This is a genomic window from Vibrio hepatarius (assembly GCF_011806575.1).
GTDB lineage: Bacteria > Pseudomonadota > Gammaproteobacteria > Enterobacterales > Vibrionaceae > Vibrio > Vibrio hepatarius_A.
In genome coordinates this window covers 92671-112614 of sequence record NZ_JAATOO010000001.1, presented here as the reverse complement: position 1 = coordinate 112614, position 19944 = coordinate 92671, and the positions used below count along the sequence as shown (strand labels likewise).

The 19944-nt window shown below is 46.2% G+C and carries 19 protein-coding genes; 17 read left to right on the top strand and 2 right to left on the bottom strand.

The annotated features are described in order from the left end of the window. Positions 1–60: 60 nt before the first annotated feature. Entirely contained in the window at positions 61–1464 is a 1404-nt protein-coding gene (gene pabB, locus HCZ42_RS00530; RefSeq protein WP_167418843.1) for an aminodeoxychorismate synthase component 1, read from the bottom strand. A 156-nt stretch (positions 1465–1620) separates the two neighbouring features. Between pabB and HCZ42_RS00525 the strand changes: the two genes are divergently transcribed. The 17 genes from HCZ42_RS00525 to HCZ42_RS00445 all read left to right on the top strand — a co-directional run bounded on the left by HCZ42_RS00525 (position 1621) and on the right by HCZ42_RS00445 (position 19001). Beyond that, a complete protein-coding gene (locus HCZ42_RS00525) occupies positions 1621–3144 on the top strand; it encodes a fumarate hydratase (protein ID WP_053408458.1) in 1524 nt (507 codons plus the stop codon). Between the two features lie 117 nt (positions 3145–3261). Then, positions 3262–3447 (top strand): hypothetical protein, encoded by a 186-nt coding sequence (locus HCZ42_RS00520; RefSeq protein WP_053408459.1) that lies wholly within the window; start codon positions 3262–3264, stop codon positions 3445–3447. Between the two features lie 308 nt (positions 3448–3755). After that, positions 3756–5132 carry a YcjX family protein gene (locus tag HCZ42_RS00515; RefSeq protein ID WP_167418842.1) on the top strand — a complete coding sequence of 459 codons (1377 nt, stop codon included), beginning with the start codon at positions 3756–3758 and terminating at the stop codon, positions 5130–5132. Next, positions 5129–6178: a YcjF family protein gene (locus tag HCZ42_RS00510; RefSeq protein WP_167418841.1), complete on the top strand. Its 1050-nt coding sequence runs from the start codon at positions 5129–5131 to the stop codon at positions 6176–6178. The genes HCZ42_RS00515 and HCZ42_RS00510 overlap by 4 nt, the downstream gene beginning before the upstream one ends. A gap of 101 nt (positions 6179–6279) precedes the next feature. Continuing rightward, positions 6280–7824: a transcriptional regulator TyrR gene (gene tyrR / locus HCZ42_RS00505; protein ID WP_167418840.1), complete on the top strand. Its 1545-nt coding sequence runs from the start codon at positions 6280–6282 to the stop codon at positions 7822–7824. Then, a complete protein-coding gene (gene rimJ / locus HCZ42_RS00500) occupies positions 7825–8400 on the top strand; it encodes a ribosomal protein S5-alanine N-acetyltransferase (RefSeq protein ID WP_167418839.1) in 576 nt (191 codons plus the stop codon). Between the two features lie 4 nt (positions 8401–8404). Further along, entirely contained in the window at positions 8405–8992 is a 588-nt protein-coding gene (locus HCZ42_RS00495; protein ID WP_167418838.1) for an HD domain-containing protein, read from the top strand. Between the two features lie 25 nt (positions 8993–9017). Further along, the gene (locus HCZ42_RS00490) at positions 9018–9491 is read left to right on the top strand and encodes a DUF2947 domain-containing protein (protein ID WP_167418837.1); all 474 of its coding nucleotides are present in this window, start codon (positions 9018–9020) and stop codon (positions 9489–9491) included. A 381-nt stretch (positions 9492–9872) separates the two neighbouring features. Continuing rightward, positions 9873–10049: a hypothetical protein gene (locus HCZ42_RS00485; RefSeq protein ID WP_167418836.1), complete on the top strand. Its 177-nt coding sequence runs from the start codon at positions 9873–9875 to the stop codon at positions 10047–10049. A 198-nt stretch (positions 10050–10247) separates the two neighbouring features. Next, the gene (locus HCZ42_RS00480) at positions 10248–10844 is read left to right on the top strand and encodes a GTP cyclohydrolase II (protein ID WP_167418835.1); all 597 of its coding nucleotides are present in this window, start codon (positions 10248–10250) and stop codon (positions 10842–10844) included. A gap of 167 nt (positions 10845–11011) precedes the next feature. Then, positions 11012–12274, top strand: coding sequence for an imelysin family protein (locus tag HCZ42_RS00475; protein ID WP_167418834.1), 1263 nt, complete (start codon positions 11012–11014; stop codon positions 12272–12274). 112 nt (positions 12275–12386) lie between these two features. After that, positions 12387–13775, top strand: coding sequence for a di-heme oxidoreductase family protein (locus HCZ42_RS00470; protein WP_167418833.1), 1389 nt, complete (start codon positions 12387–12389; stop codon positions 13773–13775). A 9-nt stretch (positions 13776–13784) separates the two neighbouring features. Then, on the top strand, positions 13785–14813 hold the full coding sequence (locus tag HCZ42_RS00465; RefSeq protein WP_167418832.1) for an imelysin family protein: 1029 nt from the start codon (positions 13785–13787) through the stop codon (positions 14811–14813). After that, the gene (locus HCZ42_RS00460; RefSeq protein ID WP_175579342.1) at positions 14794–15885 is read left to right on the top strand and encodes a DUF1513 domain-containing protein; all 1092 of its coding nucleotides are present in this window, start codon (positions 14794–14796) and stop codon (positions 15883–15885) included. The genes HCZ42_RS00465 and HCZ42_RS00460 overlap by 20 nt, the downstream gene beginning before the upstream one ends. A gap of 107 nt (positions 15886–15992) precedes the next feature. Next, the gene (locus tag HCZ42_RS00455; protein ID WP_167418830.1) at positions 15993–17546 is read left to right on the top strand and encodes a L,D-transpeptidase family protein; all 1554 of its coding nucleotides are present in this window, start codon (positions 15993–15995) and stop codon (positions 17544–17546) included. A gap of 180 nt (positions 17547–17726) precedes the next feature. Beyond that, positions 17727–18269 carry a YcbK family protein gene (locus HCZ42_RS00450; RefSeq protein WP_053408471.1) on the top strand — a complete coding sequence of 181 codons (543 nt, stop codon included), beginning with the start codon at positions 17727–17729 and terminating at the stop codon, positions 18267–18269. A gap of 75 nt (positions 18270–18344) precedes the next feature. After that, entirely contained in the window at positions 18345–19001 is a 657-nt protein-coding gene (locus tag HCZ42_RS00445) for an MBL fold metallo-hydrolase (RefSeq protein ID WP_167418829.1), read from the top strand. A gap of 59 nt (positions 19002–19060) precedes the next feature. On the opposite strand, the gene HCZ42_RS00440 is transcribed toward HCZ42_RS00445, so the two are convergent. Continuing rightward, entirely contained in the window at positions 19061–19729 is a 669-nt protein-coding gene (locus HCZ42_RS00440) for a DUF2982 domain-containing protein (protein ID WP_167418828.1), read from the bottom strand. Positions 19730–19944: the final 215 nt, after the last annotated feature.

Genomic DNA, 19944 nt, shown 5'->3' with positions numbered 1-19944 from the left:
CCACGCCGTTTATAAAATGAGCCGTTGTGTTTGAGCTCTAATGGCTGGTCGTCTGCAGATTCAGCGCTCTAATACGGGTAAGATTCGGCTCAGTTTATCCAAGGTTTCTTGGTATTCAGCGTCGCATTGGCTGTCCGCGACCAAACCACCACCCGCCCAAACATACAGCCTGTTGTTTTCAGCGACTAACGTTCGAATCGTAATGCTGGTGTCCATACGACCATGACGACTGATATAGCCGATGCTCCCACAGTACGCGTTGCGTCTATGTGGTTCTAGTTCTTCAATGATTTCCATCGCACGTATTTTCGGTGCGCCAGTAATTGAACCACCAGGGAAACACGCTCGGAGTAGGTCGGCTTCGCTATACTGTGCGTCAAGCTCGGCACGAATCGTACTGACAAGATGGTGAACCGCAGGGAAACTTTCGATTTCAAACAACTTAGGTACATGCACCGAGCCTGGCTTAGCTACCCGTCCAATATCATTGCGTAGCAGGTCAACGATCATGAGATTTTCGGCCTGATCTTTCTCAGCGTTAGCTAAGTCATGGGCCGCCGCTTGGTCTTGCTCTTGGTTGCTGTATCTTGGTCGTGTACCTTTAATCGGCTTTGTTTCGATCGTGCGTTGCTTCACTTCGAGGAAACGTTCAGGTGACACACTTAAAATGGCACCTTGTTCAGTACGGACGAAAGCTGAAAATGGACCTTGGTTGACCGACTCAAGCATGTTGTAAGCCTGCCATTCACTGCCAGCATATTCCGCGCAAAAACGCTGCGCTAAATTGATTTGATAGCAATCGCCAGAGCGCAGATATTCCTGAACTTGAGCAAATTTCTCACTGTAACTCGCTTTATTCATGTTCGATTGCCAATCGCCTTGCAGCGCGAAATCAGCGTGCTCTTGTGGTGCTTGCTCCAGTAACCATGCGTAGTGCGCCCCGACCTGAGAGCCCACGACAAACGCCGACTGTTGTTGGTGGTCAACCACAACCGCCCAATCATAAAGACCTACTGCCATATCGGGAGTGGTCAGGTCATGCTCAGCTAGCTCAGGTAGTTGCTCGACACGGCGGCCTAAATCGTAAGCAAAGTAACCGAGAGCACCACCGACAAAAGGCAATTCACCTTCGTAGTCCAGTTCAGGCAACCAACGCATTTGCTGTTGTTGGAGTAGGGCAAAGGGGTCTTCATCGGAGAGGAAAGTTTCTTGATGATTGACCACTTTGGTTGATTGACCAGTCGTGGTTAATGTCGCTACCGGATTCGCTACCAACACATCGAAACGGCTATCAATATGTGACGTCGAAGCAGAACGCAACAAAATCGACCAAGGTAAAGATTCGATGCGAGAAAACAGTTGTTGAGCAAGCTCTGAATGGTACGTAATCGGTTTGATTTCTAAGCTATTTGGTGCGTTGTTATTCATTTGTTTAATTTGTGACAAAGAGATCGTTCGCTGCATGGTAACAGAGGGAAAGCAAGAGTATCATATTGCCAACCAAAGCCGCTACAAGGCGTTTAACAATAAAATAGCGTTGTTTTTTTCGTCCAAACGCTTAGATAAGCAAACGTTTTGCTGGTGGCTGTATAAGGAAGCATAACTATAACGAGGCATGCAATGACGGTAATTCGTAAGCAAGATGTGATCAGCAGCGTTGCTGATGCACTTCAGTACATCTCCTACTATCACCCTTTAGACTTTGTCCAAGCCCTAGAAAAAGCCTACCACAAGGAAGAAAGCCAAGCGGCAAAAGACGCTATTGCTCAAATCCTAATTAACTCGCGTATGTCTGCTGAAGGCCACCGTCCTATCTGTCAGGACACAGGTATCGTGACTTGTTTTGTTAACGTTGGTATGGGTGTCCAGTGGGACGCTACCGACATGACAGTCCAGCAAATGGTGGATGAAGGGGTTCGTCAAGCGTACACCAACCCGGACAACCCATTACGTGCATCGGTTCTTATGGACCCTGCGGGCAAACGTATTAACACCAAAGACAACACGCCAGCTGTTGTTCATATCAACATGGTTCCGGGCGACAAAGTTGAAATTCAGATCGCGGCGAAAGGCGGCGGTAGTGAAAACAAAACCAAGATGGTGATGCTAAACCCATCAGATGACATTGCTGAGTGGGTAGAGAAGACACTACCAACAATGGGTGCAGGTTGGTGTCCACCGGGTATGCTCGGCATTGGCATTGGCGGTACGGCTGAAAAAGCCGCAGTACTCGCGAAAGAATCACTAATGGAACACATCGATATCCAAGAGCTTATCGAGCGTGGTCCTCAAAACGCGGAAGAAGAACTACGTTTAGACATCTTCAACCGTGTCAATAAACTGGGTATTGGTGCGCAAGGTCTTGGCGGTCTGACAACGGTTGTCGATGTGAAGATCAAAACAGCACCAACGCACGCGGCATCTAAGCCGGTATGTCTGATCCCTAACTGTGCGGCGACACGTCACGTACACTTCACTCTAGATGGTTCAGGTCCGGCTGACTTAACGCCGCCTAAACTTGAAGAGTGGCCAGATATTACTTGGGAAGCGGGCGCAAATACTCGTCGTGTTAACTTAGACGAAGTAACACAAGCCGATGTGGAACAGTGGAAAACAGGCGAGACGGTTCTTCTTTCTGGCAAGATCCTTACTGGTCGTGATGCGGCACATAAACGCATCCAAACTATGCTACAAAATGGTGAAGGCTTACCTGAAGGCGTTGACTTCAAAGGCAAGTTTATCTACTACGTAGGCCCAGTCGACGCAGTGGGTGATGAAGCTGTTGGTCCAGCGGGCCCAACAACATCAACTCGTATGGATAAGTTCACTGACATGATGCTAGAAGAGACCGGCATTATGGGTATGATCGGTAAAGCGGAACGCGGCCCAGCGACAGTCGAGTCAATCAAGAAACACAAAGCGGTTTACTTGATGGCTGTAGGCGGTGCGGCATACCTTGTAGCGAAAGCGATCAAGAAAGCACGCGTCGTTGCGTTTGAAGACCTAGGCATGGAAGCAATCTACGAATTTGAAGTAGAAGATATGCCAGTAACGGTTGCAGTTGACTCAAACGGCGCGAATGCTCACCAAATTGGTCCAGACACTTGGAAAGTAAAAATCCAAGAAATGGAACAACAGGCTTAAGTTTGCTACAGACTGTGAGAAACTGCTGATTTAATTGGCAAACATTTGACAAAGGTGCGGTTCAGTCGCACCTTTAATTTATATATTCTACAACTTTATTATACGTCAGGAGCGCTCATGCCTCGTTTTGTTCAAATTCTACAACTGATTATTGCGGTCGTTGTAGGTGCTTTTGTGGGTTACGACCTCATTCTTCACGGCATTAGTATTTTTGATGAGAAATACGTCACTATCACTTGTGTGCTAGTTGTATTGGTTGAAATTGCGCTATTCGTAATCTACAAACTGATTGAAGACGATTAAATGCCAACGCCACTCGGCGATGTGAAGCATCATCTTGAAAGCCCTTGATTTTTATCAGGGGCTTTTTCGTTCATCTAAGATTAAGATTACATCCAGTAGCATTAACATACCAATCGTAGTAAATAACTGTTCATTCTAGCTTGTTAAAACACTCGATAACTGCGTTGACTTTTCGTTTCAAAGTAAGTTGATTGTAGAATAACTACTTATCGAAAATTTCGCCTTGTTCTCAAGCGTTTTTCCCGTGCTATCTCTGACCATTTACTTACTGTGATTGGTATTAGCAATCCCTAGATAAGAGAATGTGAATGAAGAAAATTACTCAAGAAGTGAACGATTTTATCAACCGTAGCATGGATACGCATGTGCGTATCGCTGTAACCGGACTTTCCAGAGCGGGTAAAACAGCGTTTATCACCTCATTGGTGAATCAGCTTCTTCATACTTCAACACATGACAACCTTCCTCTGCTTGCAGCAGCCAGAGATAAGCGCTTAATTGGCGCTAAGCGTGTGCCTCAATCGAACATGATGGTGCCACGTTTCGCCTATGACGAAGCGATGGAGCACACGCAACAGCAACCACCGAAATGGCCAGAGCCAACGCGAGATGTCAGTGAAATTCGTCTGGCGATAAAATACAAACCAAAGAGCAAAACCAAGAAGCTGATTAGCAGCACTTCGACGCTTCATGTCGACATTATTGATTACCCGGGCGAGTGGTTGCTGGATTTGCCGCTGCTGGATATGAATTTTCACCAGTGGTCGGCATCGCAATTTTCAGCGCTCAAAGGTAAGCGCAAGGAGCTGGCGCAAGATTGGTTGGCGAAACTCGACGCACTCGACCTAGACGCGCCGCTGGATGAAAAGAAACTAGCGGAAGTCTCTGAAAGTTACACTCAATATCTGTATGCGTGTAAGCAGGCAGGTTTGCATTGGGTGCAACCGGGGCGTTTTGTGTTGCCGGGAGAGTTAGACGGTGCGCCTGTGCTGCAGTTTTTCCCTTGTCGTTTTAGCGAAGAGGCTAAGTTCGTCAAAGGTTCGAACTTGGAAATGCTCAATGCGCGCTATAGCCAATACCAAAACAAGGTGGTGAAAGCGTTTTACAAGCATCACTTTTCCACCTTTGACCGACAAATCGTCTTGGTGGACTGCTTACAGCCATTGAACGCTGGCTACGAAGCGTTTCATGATATGCGCCATGCGCTCGAGCAGATAATGCACAGCTTCCGCTATGGGCGCAGCAATATGCTAAAACGCTTGTTTGCACCGAGGATCGATAAAGTCCTGTTCGCTGCGACCAAAGCGGACCACGTGACACCTGAACAACACCCTAATTTAGTGTCGTTGTTGCAACAGATGGTACACCCGGCTTGGCAGAATGCATCGTATGAAAACATCGATATGAGTTGTATGACAATGGCATCGATTCAGGCGACGAAAACGGGTTATATCAATCAGGACGGCCAATCTATCCCGGCGCTGCAAGGTGTGACTTTGGATGAGCATGCGATTACCGTTTTTCCGGGAGACGTGCCGAAAAAACTGCCGGGTGAAGCGTACTGGGAAAAGCAAGGATTTGAGTTTACCGCGTTCAGACCGCAGATCGTCTCGCAAGACGATCCGTTGCCACATATTCGTATGGATAAGGCGTTAGATTATTTAATTGGAGACAAGCTGAAATGAATAAAGCGAAAGAAGTCGCATTAAAACAAAAGCAAGTCTTTGAGCAACCGTTGGACTCGGATAGCGAACAACAAACCCCAGAACTGACGGCGCAGAGACAGTTTGAAACTGCAGACGCCTTTGTTCCGGTTGAGATTGAACACAAAGATACCGAGACCACCCAAGAAGCGAACTTAGAACAAGTCATTCGACCAAGTAAAGGTCCCAAATGGTTGGCAACCGGATTACTTTCTGCATTTGCTGGCTTGGTGGGTTGGCAGGCGATCGATACGGTAATCACTGCTCTGCAAAGCGGCGATTGGCTCACACTAGGGTGGGCCGGTTTTATTTCTACCATTGCTGGCTTGGGTATTGGTGCGCTGGGCAAAGAGTTGTGGAAACTGAGAGCGTTACGACGTCACTTTAGTGTGCAAGAGCAGAGCGAAGCCTTGATTCAAGCCAACAGCGTTGGCAAAGGCAAAGCGTTTTGTGAAAACTTAGCCAAGCAAAGTGGTATCCAGCCTGAATCGCCAAGTTACGATCGCTGGAATAACAGTGTCAACGCGTCGCACAGTGACGCGGAAGTGCTCGATATGTACGATGCGATGGTGGTCGCAGAGCAAGACAAACTCGCGAGCAAAATCGTATCGCAACACGCGACGGAGTCAGCCGCTTTGGTTGCTATTAGCCCGTTAGCGTTAGCAGACATGATGTTAGTCGCTTGGCGTAACTTTAAAATGATCGATAACCTTGCGGCGGTTTACGGCGTAGAGTTGGGTTATTGGTCGCGTTTGAAGCTATTTAAATCGACCTTAATCAATATGGCCGCGGCGGGGGCGAGTGAACTGGCGATCGATGCCAGCATGGACCTGATGTCGATGGATCTTGCGGGCAAGTTGTCAGCTCGCGCAGGGCAGGGTTTAGGGGTTGGTATTCTTACCGCTAGGCTGGGTATTAAAGCGATGTCACTGTTGCGACCGATTCCTTGGCACCAGGATCGCAAAGTCAAACTCGGTTCAATCCGCAAGCAGATAGTAGAAAAAATCGCCGCCATTACAATCAAATAACGCGAATGTGAAGCAAGTATTACCCGTTTGCTTGACGGGGATCTAGGCTTAAGGGAAACTACTGTCAACTTTTCGTGACACCTTACGTTAGGAATTCATTAGTGCGTCTAGAAGTATTCTGTGAGGACAGACTGGGTCTGACTCGTGAACTGCTCGATATCTTAGCTTCAAAGAATATCGATTTACGCGGTATTGAAATTGATATCTCCGGCATTATTTATCTCAACTGCCCAGATATTGATTTTGATACCTTCAGCGAGCTTATGGCGGAGATACGTAGAATCTCTGGCGTTAATGATGTGCGCAAGATTCAGTTTATGCCAATTGAAAGGCATAACACCGAGCTTATCTCTTTGCTCAACAGCCTGCCAGAGCCGGTACTTGGTATCGACTTAAAGGGCAATGTCGATATGGCAAACCATGCAGCGCTGAGCTTGTTCAATTCAGAGCAAGACGCGGTCATCGGTCACCAGATTTCTAGCCTTGTACCTAGCTTCAATTTTACCAAATGGAGTGAGGGCAAGATTTCACGCCTAAGAGAAAACATCGTCCTTGGTGGATTAGACTACGTGCTTGAGGTGATGCCGGTGTATATCACCGATGAAACCAACGAGTCGATTCTTGCAAGCACGGTAATGATGATTCGCTCTATCCAAGAAAAACATCTGTTTGATGACACGTTACCGCTGCACAACAACCTCGGTTTTGAACACTTTGTCGGTATATCTAACCGCCATAAAGCGCTGATTAGCCAAGCGAAGAAACTCTCTATGCTAGACCAACCTTTGCTGGTGCAAGGTGAAACGGGCACGGGTAAAGAGATGCTCGCGCGCGCGTGTCACAATCGTTCAAACCGTGCAGGGAAACCATTCTTGGTTCTTAGCTGTGCGTCTATGCCTGATGATGTGGCAGAAACAGAATTGTTTGGCCACGCGCCAGGTTCGTTTAACCATGAACAAGGCCACAAAGGCATTTTTGAGCAGGCAAACGGTGGCACTGTATTCCTCGATGAAATCGGCGAGATGAGTCCACACCTGCAAATCAAATTGTTGCGTTTGCTGCAAGACGGAACGTTCCGTCGAGTCGGCGAAGAAGACGAAATTCACGTTGACGTGCGAGTGATTGCTTCGACCAGACACCACCTTGCGGATTTGGCGGAGTCGGGCACATTCCGTGAAGACCTTTTCTATCGTTTGAACGTACTCACGTTGGCTATTCCACCACTACGTGAGCGGTCTAATGATATTGCACCGTTACTTGATTTGTTCGTCTCTAAATACGTCAAACAACTTGGCATCAACAAGCCAGAGCTGAGTGATGAATTGATCGAACAACTGATCAGCTATCAGTGGCCGGGCAACATGCGTCAGTTAGAAAACATGGTATTGCGAGCTCTCACAGAGCTTGAAACCGACGTACTTACGCCGGATCTGTTCCACTTACCGCAGTTAGAATCTACGTCAGGTAATCTACCGTCGATCAATCTGGACGGTTCATTAGACGAAATTATGAAAGAGTACGAATCACAAGTACTTGAACGCCTGTATCAGTCATTCCCGTCAAGCCGTAAACTGGCGAAGCGTTTGAATGTCTCGCATACCTCTGTGGCAAATAAACTACGTGAATACGGGATCAGAAAGAACTAAATGGAAAGAGTAAGCACACCAGTTCAAGTGTTTGAACAGGATGATGACATCATTCTGCGCACGGCTGAACCTACGGACGGGAAACTGATTTCAGACTACTTTATTGCCAACCGAGATTTTCTCAGAGAGTGGGAACCTAAGCGTGAGGATGCGTTCTTTAGCGAAGCAGGTTGGACTCAACGACTGATTAAGTTGAACGAGTTGCACCGCATGGGGCTGGGCTATTACTTGATTATTCTTGATAGCAACAGCGGAGAGATGCTGGGAACCATTTCTTTTAGTAACATATCTCGTTTCCCATTTCATGCCTGTAATGTTGGTTATTCACTGAGTCAAACAGCACAGGGTCGTGGAGTGATGACGCGCGCACTGAGAATGGCTGTGGAGTACATGTTTAACATCCAGAACCTTCATCGAATCATGGCAGGTTACATGCCAAGAAATAAGCGGAGTGAATCGGTACTAAAACGTCTTGAATTTACCCAAGAAGGTCTCGCAAAAGATTACTTACTCATTAATGGCAAATGGGAAGACCATGTTCTAACGTCTTTGACAAACGCCAATTGGAAGGGATAACACAATGAGTCGTCTAGAACAGCAGCTCGCTTTATTAATCGAACTAGACCAACTTAAATCTGTTTTACGCCGTACTCGAGTTAAGAGTGCGGAAGGGCGATTGGAAAATTCCGCAGAGCACAGCTGGCATGTCGCGTTAATGGCGATTCTGATGGAAGAGCACGCGAATGAACCAGTATCAATCGCGCGAGTAGTGAAGATGTTGCTGCTCCACGATATTGTTGAAATCGATGCTGGTGACACCTTTGTTTATGATGCGGTAGCCTCTGCTGAGCAAGAAGAGAAAGAACTGGCTGCTGCAAAAAGGTTATTCGGTATGTTGCCTGAAGAGCAAGGCAAATCACTGTTTGAGCTTTGGTTAGAATTTGAAGCGGCGGAATCAGCGGATGCGAAGTTCGCTAAAGCGTTGGATCGTTTGATCCCAATGCTGCTTAACTATCACAACGATGGTCAAAGCTGGCAAGAGCACGCAGTCACGCGTGAGCAAGCCTTGACGATCAACAAACGAATTGGATTAGGTTCTGAGGTGTTGTGGGAGAAAGCCCAACAAGTGATCGCAGAAGCTACAGAAAAAGGCTGGCTCAAGGCTTGATTGCCAGTTACTACGAGGAAAATGAATGTCGTATTTAACTTTGGATGAATACCAAAGAAAATGGATTTTTACTCACCAGTCGATGCCAGTCCCAGAAAGTGACTTGGAAGCGATCAAACCGATGACGCAAGCGCGCGCATCGCAGTTGTGGAAAGAGAACATCAGTGCGCAAAGCCCTGATGCGGACCGTTTAAGTTCAAGCGATTGGCCAATGAAAGAGTCTAACTGGAAAGAAACCGTAGACTGGATGGCAGCATGGGAATCAGACGACGAGTCATTGCCTGAAGAAGTGTTAGCATTTATGGATTGGCAAGACGATGTAACGGTTTATTTCTGTTACGAGAAGTACAATGTGATCGAAACTAAATGGTCAACGTTTAAGAAGCATTGGAAAAACTTTTTGTTCTACGACGATGGGCCAATATTAATTGGTCGCAGACGTACTGAAGCCTTATGGTTTGATTCTCACGGCAACGTCAAATTAGGTTATAGAAAGTAAAATGCAGGCGAAAGCCTGCTTTTTTATCCTTGCTTTGTGGATCCAATAAACAATATTACTTAGATCTATTCATTTTATTTTTCCATTACATATGAACGCGAGAGCATATTTGTAACTCATTGTTTTAAAATGAGTTGTGGTTTTACTGAATATGCGCGATTTTAAAAAGAATGATCCAATCAATTGTTATGACTATTAAATGGATCATTTTTGGATCCAAGAATAATATGAATTGTAAAGTGTAAGATGTTAAATAAATTGTGATTTTATGCTCACTTTTAACATTACTTTTTGCGTGGATTATGTAATTTGGTATCATTTTCTAGACAAAAGAAAAATAAATTTGTATCTATTCAATATATTCAGATGACAGGGAAAGTAGTGGAAACGAACAAATCACAACTGCGAAAAGACTTTTACGCTCAGATTAGTCATCTGCAGGCTTACACGTTGCCGCAGACCAAGCCAACACTTTCTCTGCTAACAGAAGAAGAGCTACAAGAACTTGAGGCGATGTGGGTTGAGCATTCTGTTTGGAAAATCAAACAAAACCACTAACCCCAATGTTGAATAAATTCTAGAAACCTCACGATGTTAAGTCGTTGAGGTTTTTTATTGTCTTCGTGTTAAATTGTTATATTATAACAATTGTTAACTAACCATTGATTTATCAGCTGTGAATCCCCATAGTTAGTGACATCAGAGATTTCTACCAAGATAGAAATGACATAGAAGTAGATTCAAGTGAGTAGAGATATGGCGGAAGTAAGAGCCAGAGTAGATTTTAAAGTCGGTGCTAAAAGCAATATTGACGCTGAGATTTTATCTTTTAAAGGTCTAAAAACCGATAAAGAACACGTTGCCGTCATTTTCAAACAAGCTGACAAAACTCAAGACATTCCTTTAGTTCGTATGCACTCTGAGTGCCTGACGGGCGACGTTTTCCATTCATCTCGATGTGACTGCGGAGAGCAGTTGGATGAGACCATCAATAGCATGGCCGAGTCGGGCGGTATCATTCTTTATCTTCGTCAAGAAGGACGCGGTATTGGCCTTTATAACAAGATTGATGCCTACAAGCTGCAGAGCGAAGGGATGAATACCTACGAAGCCAATAACCACCTTGGTTTCGGTGATGATCTGCGAGACTTTACTGAAGCGGCACAAATGCTTAAAGCGTTGAACGTAAATCAGATCCGTTTGGTGACAAATAACCCGAAAAAGATCAAAGAGCTCAGTGAACACGGCATTGAAATTAAAGGCGTTGTCAATACCTCAGCTCACTTAAAAGATGGGAATGAAGGCTACCTCAAAGCCAAAGTCTCTCATGGTAAGCATGATTTAAAACTATAAAGCCTCTTGTAAACAATGTTGATAGAAGCCTCACTTTCGTGAGGCTTTTTTTGTATATAGGTTGAAAAAAAATTGTAACTTTGTATTATTTGCGTCCAATAGTGCAAATGAGAATAATTAGCACTAACTATTAAGAACGATTATTATCATCAACAAGGACGCCTTCCATGAACTTAAAATCGCTAATAGCCCAGTCAGTAGCTACCTCTTTGGTTATTGCTAGCAGCTCAGCAATGGCAGCCAACGTGACTCAAGAACAAGTTGTTGAGCACTATGCAGATATTGCTCACGCAGTATTTGCTGATGCGTTAACGACGGCTAAGGTACTTGACCAATCTATCGAATCTTTCCTCTCTACTCCTTCTGCGGCTAAGTTAGAAGAAGTGAAACAAGCATGGTTAGACTCTCGCGTACCGTATCAACAGTCTGAAGTTTTCCGTTTTGGTAATGCGATTGTCGACGATTGGGAAGGGCAGCTAAACGCATGGCCACTAGACGAAGGCCTGATTGATTACGTTTCTGCGGATTACCAATACGAATTGGGCAATGAAGGCGCAAACGCAAACATCGTAGCGAATAAACAACTACAAATTGGCGCAACGACACTAGATGTCGCGAAGCTAACGCCACAAACGATTGCTGACCTAAACGAAGTGGGTGGCTCTGAAGCAAACGTGGCATCAGGCTACCATGCGATTGAGTTCCTACTTTGGGGACAAGATCTAAACGGTACTAATGCTGGTGCGGGTGCTCGTGCGTACACAGATTTTATGGTTGGCGATGCATGTACAAACGGTAACTGTGACCGTCGTGGTGAGTACCTGAAAGCCGCAGCTGAGCTTCTCATTCAAGACTTAGAGTGGATGGAAAAGCAGTGGTCTGCGAATGAAAAAGGCAACTATCGCGAAGAGTTGGTGAGTGGTTCGGCGGAGAACGGCCTGCGTAAGATGCTATTTGGCATGGGGTCACTATCTTTGGGTGAATTAGCTGGTGAGCGGATGAAAGTCGCACTAGAAGCGAACTCAACTGAAGATGAGCACGACTGTTTCTCAGACAACACTCACAACTCTCATTACTACAATGAGCAAGGCATCTACAACGTCTACACGGGCATCTACAAGCGTCAAGATGGTTCACTGCTGTCAGGCCCAAGCCTCAATGATTTAGTCGCACAAAAAGACCAACAAGCAGCGCAAGAAATCCAAAAGCAGTTTGACGTGACACGTGCTCAAGTTGGTCAATTGGTGACATCTGCAGAGACAAACGGTCAGTTCTTTGACCAATTGATCGCGTCAGGCAACACACAAGGTAATGCATTGGTGAATGAAACCATCATGTCGTTGGTTGCGCAGACCGAATCGATTGAACGTGCGGCGAAGATTGTAGGTATCACTAACCTAAGCCCTGATACAGCTGACCACGAATTCTAATCTTTACTTGAATTCTAGAAGGGCTCTATGACGAGCCCTTTTGCTGGTTTCATACCCTTATATTTAATGGGAAATTTTCTCATTTAAGCAAGGCTTTATTTAGAGCTCTAAGATGAACTTGTATACAAAATCAATTCTGACCGCACTGATGCTAATCAGTACTTCTGCGCTCGCTTACGACGTAAAGTCCGGTGGCGATACTTCCGTGAAAAAAGAAGGCCCAAATGCTTACTCGCTGCCTTCTGGAAACCTGCCGATGACCAAGCGCTTAGACTTTAGCGTAGGCAACAGCTTCTTCCGCAATCCTTGGGTTCAAGCTCCTGCTTCAACGGATGCTCGTGACGGATTAGGGCCATTGTTCAATACCAATGGCTGCCAGAACTGTCATATCAAAGATGGTCGCGGACACCCTCCTGAAGCGAACGATACTCATGCTGTTTCCATGTTGGTGCGCCTGAGCATTCCAGCAATGACACCAGAGCAGAAAAAAGCTTATATCAAAGACGGTGTGATCCCTGAGCCAACGTACGGCGGTCAGCTACAAGATTTTGCTTTGCAAGATCAAACGCCTGAAGGACAGATCAAAATTACTTACACCGATATTCCCGTCAAATTCACTGATGGAACCGAAGTGGTACTTCGTAAACCTAAGCTAGAAATCATTGACTTAGGTTATGGTGACATCCACCCAGATACTCAGTTCTCCGCGCGCGTGGCGCCACCAATGATTGGCCTTGGCTTATTAGAGAGTATTCCTGATGCAACGCTAGAAGCGTGGGCGGACGAACAAGATAAAAATGCTGATGGCATTTCAGGTAAGACAAATCGCGTATGGGACGTACAAAAAAATGATTTTGCGATCGGTCGCTTTGGCTGGAAAGCAGGCCAACCTACTTTGATGCAGCAAAACGCGGCGGCATTTAATGGCGATGTCGGCTTAACCAGTCGTCTATTCCCGAATGAGAACTGTACTAGCCGCCAAAGCTTGTGTGACGATCTGCCAAACGGCGGACAGCCAGAAGTCAGCGATAAGATCCTGAACTTTGTTGAGTTTTACTCACAACACTTAGCGGTTCCAATTCGTCGCAATGTCAACGATGAGCAAGTTGTATTAGGACAAAAGCTGTTTGTCTCTGCAGGTTGTGAAAGTTGCCATAAGACCAATGTGAAGACTGCGAAGCGAGAAGGCTTCCCTGCGCTTTCTGAACAAACAATCCACCCGTACACCGATATGTTGTTGCACGATATGGGAGAGGGCTTAGCGGATCATCGTCCTGAGTATCTTGCTAGCGGCACCGAATGGCGCACGCCACCGTTGTGGGGCATTGGTTACACGCAAGAAGTAAATGGCCATACCTATTTCTTACACGACGGCCGCGCGCGTAACTTGATGGAAGCGGTGCTGTGGCATGGTGGAGAAGCTGAGCGAGCAAAGAGTAAGGTGTTGACCTTTAACCAAAAAGAGCGCGGTGCACTGATCGCTTTCTTGAACTCGTTGTAAGGCATGATGATGAACAAAGTTTCTCTATCTTTGCTTGCTGTATCAGTTACCACATTGCTCGGCTGTCAGTCGACGGGTGAGCATAACGTGCAAGCAGAACAAACCTCTCACGCGAGTCAAAGCGTTTATCAAGTCGAGTTCGACTCAGCGCAACGATTCGCTGCGAAGACCAAGCAGCTCAATGCCACGTTTAGTGACTACTGCCAATCGTCTGCATCATTGGAAGAGCTGCAAAGCCAATGGCATACGACGATGGCGAGTTGGATGGCGCTTCAAGGTCAGGAACGTGGACCAGAACAAGCATTGGCGCAAAGCTGGAATGTGCAATTCTGGCCAGATAAAAAAAATACCACAGGCCGAAAAATGATGGCATTAGCCAAGCAAAATAAAGCTTGGACGCCCGAGGAAATTGCGCGGCAAAGCGTGACTGTTCAAGGTTTGGGGGCGATTGAGTGGTTGCTGTATGACGAAGCTTCGGACTTAAATACGGCTCAAACGTGTGACACTGGCGTGTCTATCAGTCGCAATTTAGCTAATAACGCCCAGCGCATTTCAGCGGCATGGCAACAAAACCCTTGGAAAGAGCTGGATGAGAAAACGTGGCTGACGGAATACATCGCGCTGCTTTCTAACCAGCTTGAATACAGTATGAAAAAGCTTAGTCGACCGTTGGCGAACTTTGGTCATCCGCGACCATATTTCGCCGAGTCTTGGCGCTCGCAAACGTCGATGAAGAACTTAGCGGATAATGTCCAAGCGATGGAAGTGCTTTACTTTGCGCAGGGTAACGGCCTTGACGCCATACTTAGAGCGCGCGGTGAATCGTCACTCGCAGACCGCGTTAAGCAGCAATTTGCAATGACGAGAGAAACTTGGCCTGCGGAGCAAAGCTTGTTTGAGATGTTGCAAACCAAGCAGGGTTATCAGCGAGCATACGCGCAGTACAACAAACTGGAACAGCTAAAATACCTGATCCATGAAGAAGTGGCTGTCGAACTTGGTGTCGTTATAGGATTCAATGCAACCGATGGTGACTAATCAAACAAGGCGTAAACTACTTAAAGCTGCGCTGTTTAGCGCTGCTGTTCCTGCCTTGCCGTTTGGTTGCGCGTCTGTACGCCAAGCGCAAACTCCGGCATTAATTGGATGCTCAATCAGCGGGCGCGACAAGTATTCTGCTGTTGTCGCCGATGAGTTTGGCCGTCCAATCCGCCAGATCGCTCTGCCTGCACGTGGGCACGGCGTCGCGGTGAATGCGATCATGAATCATGCTGTAGCGTTTGCCAGGAGACCGGGTACTTTCTTTGTGGTGTTTGATTACACGACAGGAGAAGTGGTGCGAGCTTTACCCGCGACGCCGGAGCGACATTATTACGGACATGGCGTGTATTCCAACGATGGGCGATGGCTCTATGTGACAGAAGGCGAACGTCGAACCAGCAGAGGGATTATTGGTGTTTATGACGTTATTGCGGGCTACAACAAAGTCGCTGAGTTTACCGGCTTTGGTATCGGCCCGCATGAAGTGATTGTTATGCCGGATGACTCCATCGTAATTGGTGTCGGTGGCGTGCATACCAAGGGTCGTAAGCCACTAAACCTTGAGACTATGTCACCGAGTTTGAGCTATTTAAACGCCAATGGCGAGTTGCTCGATCAAGTCTCTTTAGCTGACCACCACTTGAGTATTCGCCACTTAGCGCACGGCGGCAGTGAAACGGTATTATGTGGCCAACAGTATCGCGGTGAGCCAGATGAATACCCGTCGTTATTGGCGATGCATACGCGCGGTAGCGAAATGGTCTCTTTGGAAGCCGAGCCGGAACAGTGGGCGAGGTTCAATCATTACATCGCCAGTATTGCGGCAACCGAGGATTGGATACTCGCGACGTCACCACGCGGTAACTGCTACGGCATTTGGTCTAAGTACACACGAAAGTTAGTGGAACTCGAGCCGCTGGCAGATGCTTCTGGTGTCGTCACCCATGATGGATTTTTCCGAGTGAGTTCAGGCAGTGGGAGTGTGGTTACGCAGTATCAGCCGGGTGATAAGAAGGCCATTGCCTCTGGCGTGCAGTGGGACAATCACTGGGCGTCGATTCATAATTAACATATTGAATATTAGCAACGTTTTTTCAATTCTTAAAAACAAGTCACATCAGTTTCTCAGTTCTCTGCCATACTTTATCCGATAAAGAAAAGAATAAGGTTGTCGTGATGGGGAATTGGAAAATTTATCTGTTGCTGGTGTGCTTGTTTCCTTTACCAGCGGCAGCGTCAGGCTATTTTGAACGGCTGGGATGGACATCGCAAGATGACCAAATTCATAAGTTAGTTCATTACCCTGAATTACTGGAACAGATATACCAAGATAACGATGATCAGCTAATTTGGTATGACTTACAGCTAGGCAGTAACTTAGAGTTTCGTCTAGAGGTAATTCAGCGTGCCGGTTTCAGTCCTCTATTTACCCGTCAACTTAATTTTCTCCAATACTATCGTAAGAGTAATCGTTGGCACGAGTACGACTTGCTGGCGACAGACACCCTGATTCTGTACCTAAACTATGCTGAGAAAGCCAAAAATGAAGGCCGTTATTGGTTCTTTGAGCAAAAGCTGACTGAGCCACTGACACCACCGCTTGAAAGCACGATTATCGCACTCAAACGCGCGGTTGCGAGTCAACAGCTTGCTGCACTCATTGATACTTATACTCCTGACAATGACAGCTACCAACGTTTAATTGATACATACCTGAATTTGGTGCGCTATCAAAAAAACTACATCCCTCGCTATAAACAAACGGGTTTGAAACGAGTCGGTGATACGCTCGATAACCGTAATCTATTGCTTGAGCGCATGTCGATTGTTGATGTTGATTTAAGCGATGTACGTCGTGACGTGACTTGGTATGACGCCAGCTTAGAAGGCGCAGTGAAACAGTTTCAAAGTTTGCATGGCCTGAAAGCCGACGGTGTGATTGGTCCTTCGACTTTGAAATGGCTTAATTTCCCGATTGAATCGCGACTAAGTAAACTGGCGCTTAATGCAGAGCGCACGCGCTATTGGCCGACAGAGCGCGATACCATCATTGTTGTCAATGTACCAAGTTACGATATGAAGTATTGGTTAGATGGCGAAACGGTATTTGAATCGAAAGTGGTAGTGGGACGCAAAGCAAGACCGACGCCGGTGATGCGAACTAATCTGAATGCGTTGATCCTCAACCCGACCTGGAATGTGCCATGGAAAATCATGGTCGAAGATATCATTCCAAAAGTAAAGCGAGACCCGAGTTATCTCAGTCGTCATAATTTTGAGATTTTACCTAAGTGGGGTTCTCCAGATAGAATCAATCCGCAAGAAATTGATTGGGCGAGCGTCAATCCAAAAGCGTTCCCATACCGCATGACTCAACGTTCGGGTTATCAAAATGCACTAGGGCTGTACAAATTCAACACACCCAATGCCAGAGCTATTTACCTCCACGATACGCCGAGCAAAGGACTTTTCTACCGCGAGCAACGTGCGTTTAGCTCGGGATGTATTCGAGTTGAACATGCAGACGTATTTGCTGACCGTATACTCGAGTCACAAGGTATTTCTGCACAACAAGTATCGGAGTCACGAGATCTGTCTAATAAAGCGATTCCACTGCGCCAGAGAATCCCGGTGCATATCATTTATCAAACCGCGTGGTATGAAGGCGGCAAAACACATTATAGGGAAGATGTTTACCACCTAGATAACCTCGCAAGCGGCAAAGGGTGAGCTTTACCGAAAAATGACGTTGAGGTGATTTCGAGTATTTTATTAATCCCGTCAATAAGTAAGCACAAAATGACCACAATTTGTGCTTTTTTAGCACGTTTTATGCATTTGCACTTCATATAAGAGTTGGGTAATGTCGCTTTTTGACATTTGAATTAACAAGAATGAAGGCAATTCGCGGTGGATTTTTCTCGAAGAGATTTTCTAAAGTTAACCGGCAGTGGGCTGGTGGTAGCAAGTTGTGCTCCGGGATTAGCATTTGCATCATACCCGGATAAACCTAGAGAATTGGCGCTTAATAACCTTAATACGGGGGAAGCGCTCGAAACTTGCTATTTTGATGGCAAAAACTACCTCAAAAATGAGTTATCTCGACTTAACCATTTGTGCAGAGATTACCGTCGCAATGAAGTTCACGCGATGGACAAGTATCTATTTGACCAAATTTCTTTGATACAAGCGGAACTTGGTGTTGAGTCAGAAGTGTTGGTGATTTCCGGTTACCGCTCGCCAGCGACTAACGAAGCGCTGCGTGCCAAGTCTGGTGGCGTGGCGAAAAAGAGTTATCATATGCTGGGGCAGGCAATTGATTTCCGCTTAGACGGCGTTAACTTAAAGCAGGTTCGCGACGCTGCGATCAGTCTTAAAGCTGGTGGGGTCGGTTATTATCCTCGCAGTAACTTTATCCATATCGATACTGGTCCGGTTCGCTACTGGGCATAGCACCAACAGACGGTTGTCAAAGACCTTGTCAGATGTCATAGTTCTGCCAGTTATGATTTCTAATAAGGTCTTTTTATGTCGCTGAAGTATCAAGTCGTTCCAGTTACCTCGTTTTCTCAAAACTGCTCTATCGTATGGTGCGATGAAACCATGGAGGGCATCGTGGTTGATCCGGGCGGCGACGTAAAACAACTTGAAATGCTAATTAATGAGCTTGGCGTTAAAGTCGTCAACCTTGTTCTGACTCATGGTCACCTTGATCACGTAGGTGGTACAGAGCCTTTGGCGCAAGCACTGGGTGGTGTAGACATCGTCGGTCCACACAAAGACGATAACTTCTGGCTACAAGGTCTGGAAGGTCAGAGCCAGATGTTTGGTTTCCCACTGACTCAAGCGTTCGAACCGAGTAAATGGTTGGAAGAAGGTGACAAGATCCACTTTGGTAAGCAAGTGATGGACGTGATTCATACGCCGGGCCACACACCTGGTCACGTTGTACTGTTTAGTGAAGAAGCGAAACTGGCTTTTGTTGGTGATGTTCTTTTCAATGGCTCTATTGGTCGTACCGACTTCCCGAAAGGCGACTTCAATACGCTAATCAACTCTATCAAGTCTAAACTGTGGCCATTAGGTAAAGATGTTCGTTTTGTTCCGGGCCATGGTCCTGAGTCGACGTTTGGCCACGAACGTGCTTCAAACCCATTTGTTGCAGACGAAATGCCACTTTACTAGCTCTCCGGCAAAGATGAATAAAAAGGTCGCTTTCGCGGCCTTTTTTAGTGCTTGGAAGTCTACTCTTCTGGCTCAGCCGCCGCGAGATATCTTCTCGTTAGGCCGACAAACTCTTCTGGCGATCGATCTAAGTCGTGAACGGAAATGAAGATATCGTAATCGTAGTAGCTTCTTTGGTGCATCATACGGTTGGCTAACATCGCCTGTAGCCCTTTAAATTCTTCGCCGTTCGAGTTTTTATAGGGTTTGGAATCTAAGACAATATCTTCAAATGCGGTGGCTTCTTGATTCTGCTTGGCGCCTAAGTAAAGTAGCGCGCGCTGGCTCAGCAATATTTCAGTGGCAATCCTTGGACAGATACTCATCAGATAAGGTGAATAGTGTTTCAGCTTGATGCCAATCCACGGTAGAGGATGTTGCCAACCATCTTGGTCGTATTGGCAGATGCCGATTTTGCTGATGTTAGTCCACTTTACAACCCAGCCGCCTTTAAACAGATGTTGCTGAAAGTGTGTAGGAGTGAGGGTATAAGCGACCGTCGCCTTTTTTATCATTAAATACGCAAAACCAAGTACCGAAGTGATCACTACGAGTGTGAGTAGTGCTTGCTGCCAACCCGGAGAATACATCACCAAAAAAATTAGAGCGATCGCCATAATCCACCCAAAAAGTTTCATGGTTGGTGACTTGAGATTGATGGGTTGATTGGTCAGATGTTGCGTTTGCATACGACGTACTCTTAAACGTAAAAACCTCTGTTTATATATTCAGTAGTCTAGAAAGTATCTTAGCTCCCCTTGATTAAATTGTAGTCTTATAACCGCATATCGCGCATTTTTGGCCGAATAAGCGTGGCTTACCCTGTAAATGACCGCAAAATTTTGGTATAAAACGCGCTTCAAATTTTCACCACTGCTCCGTATGCAGTGAACTGGAGAAATAC

Bases quoted from the DNA above. Each gene is read 5' to 3' on its own strand.
- pabB (WP_167418843.1), bottom strand. From the start codon at position 1,464: ATGCAGCGAACGATCTCTTTGTCACAAATTAAACAAATGAATAACAAC.
- HCZ42_RS00525 (WP_053408458.1), top strand. From the start codon at position 1,621: ATGACGGTAATTCGTAAGCAAGATGTGATCAGCAGCGTTGCTGATGCA.
- HCZ42_RS00520 (WP_053408459.1), top strand. From the start codon at position 3,262: ATGCCTCGTTTTGTTCAAATTCTACAACTGATTATTGCGGTCGTTGTA.
- HCZ42_RS00515 (WP_167418842.1), top strand. From the start codon at position 3,756: ATGAAGAAAATTACTCAAGAAGTGAACGATTTTATCAACCGTAGCATG.
- HCZ42_RS00510 (WP_167418841.1), top strand. From the start codon at position 5,129: ATGAATAAAGCGAAAGAAGTCGCATTAAAACAAAAGCAAGTCTTTGAG.
- rimJ (WP_167418839.1), top strand. From the start codon at position 7,825: ATGGAAAGAGTAAGCACACCAGTTCAAGTGTTTGAACAGGATGATGAC.
- HCZ42_RS00495 (WP_167418838.1), top strand. From the start codon at position 8,405: ATGAGTCGTCTAGAACAGCAGCTCGCTTTATTAATCGAACTAGACCAA.
- HCZ42_RS00490 (WP_167418837.1), top strand. From the start codon at position 9,018: ATGTCGTATTTAACTTTGGATGAATACCAAAGAAAATGGATTTTTACT.
- HCZ42_RS00480 (WP_167418835.1), top strand. From the start codon at position 10,248: ATGGCGGAAGTAAGAGCCAGAGTAGATTTTAAAGTCGGTGCTAAAAGC.
- HCZ42_RS00475 (WP_167418834.1), top strand. From the start codon at position 11,012: ATGAACTTAAAATCGCTAATAGCCCAGTCAGTAGCTACCTCTTTGGTT.
- HCZ42_RS00470 (WP_167418833.1), top strand. From the start codon at position 12,387: ATGAACTTGTATACAAAATCAATTCTGACCGCACTGATGCTAATCAGT.
- HCZ42_RS00465 (WP_167418832.1), top strand. From the start codon at position 13,785: ATGAACAAAGTTTCTCTATCTTTGCTTGCTGTATCAGTTACCACATTG.
- HCZ42_RS00460 (WP_175579342.1), top strand. From the start codon at position 14,794: ATGCAACCGATGGTGACTAATCAAACAAGGCGTAAACTACTTAAAGCT.
- HCZ42_RS00455 (WP_167418830.1), top strand. From the start codon at position 15,993: ATGGGGAATTGGAAAATTTATCTGTTGCTGGTGTGCTTGTTTCCTTTA.
- HCZ42_RS00445 (WP_167418829.1), top strand. From the start codon at position 18,345: ATGTCGCTGAAGTATCAAGTCGTTCCAGTTACCTCGTTTTCTCAAAAC.
- HCZ42_RS00440 (WP_167418828.1), bottom strand. From the start codon at position 19,729: ATGCAAACGCAACATCTGACCAATCAACCCATCAATCTCAAGTCACCA.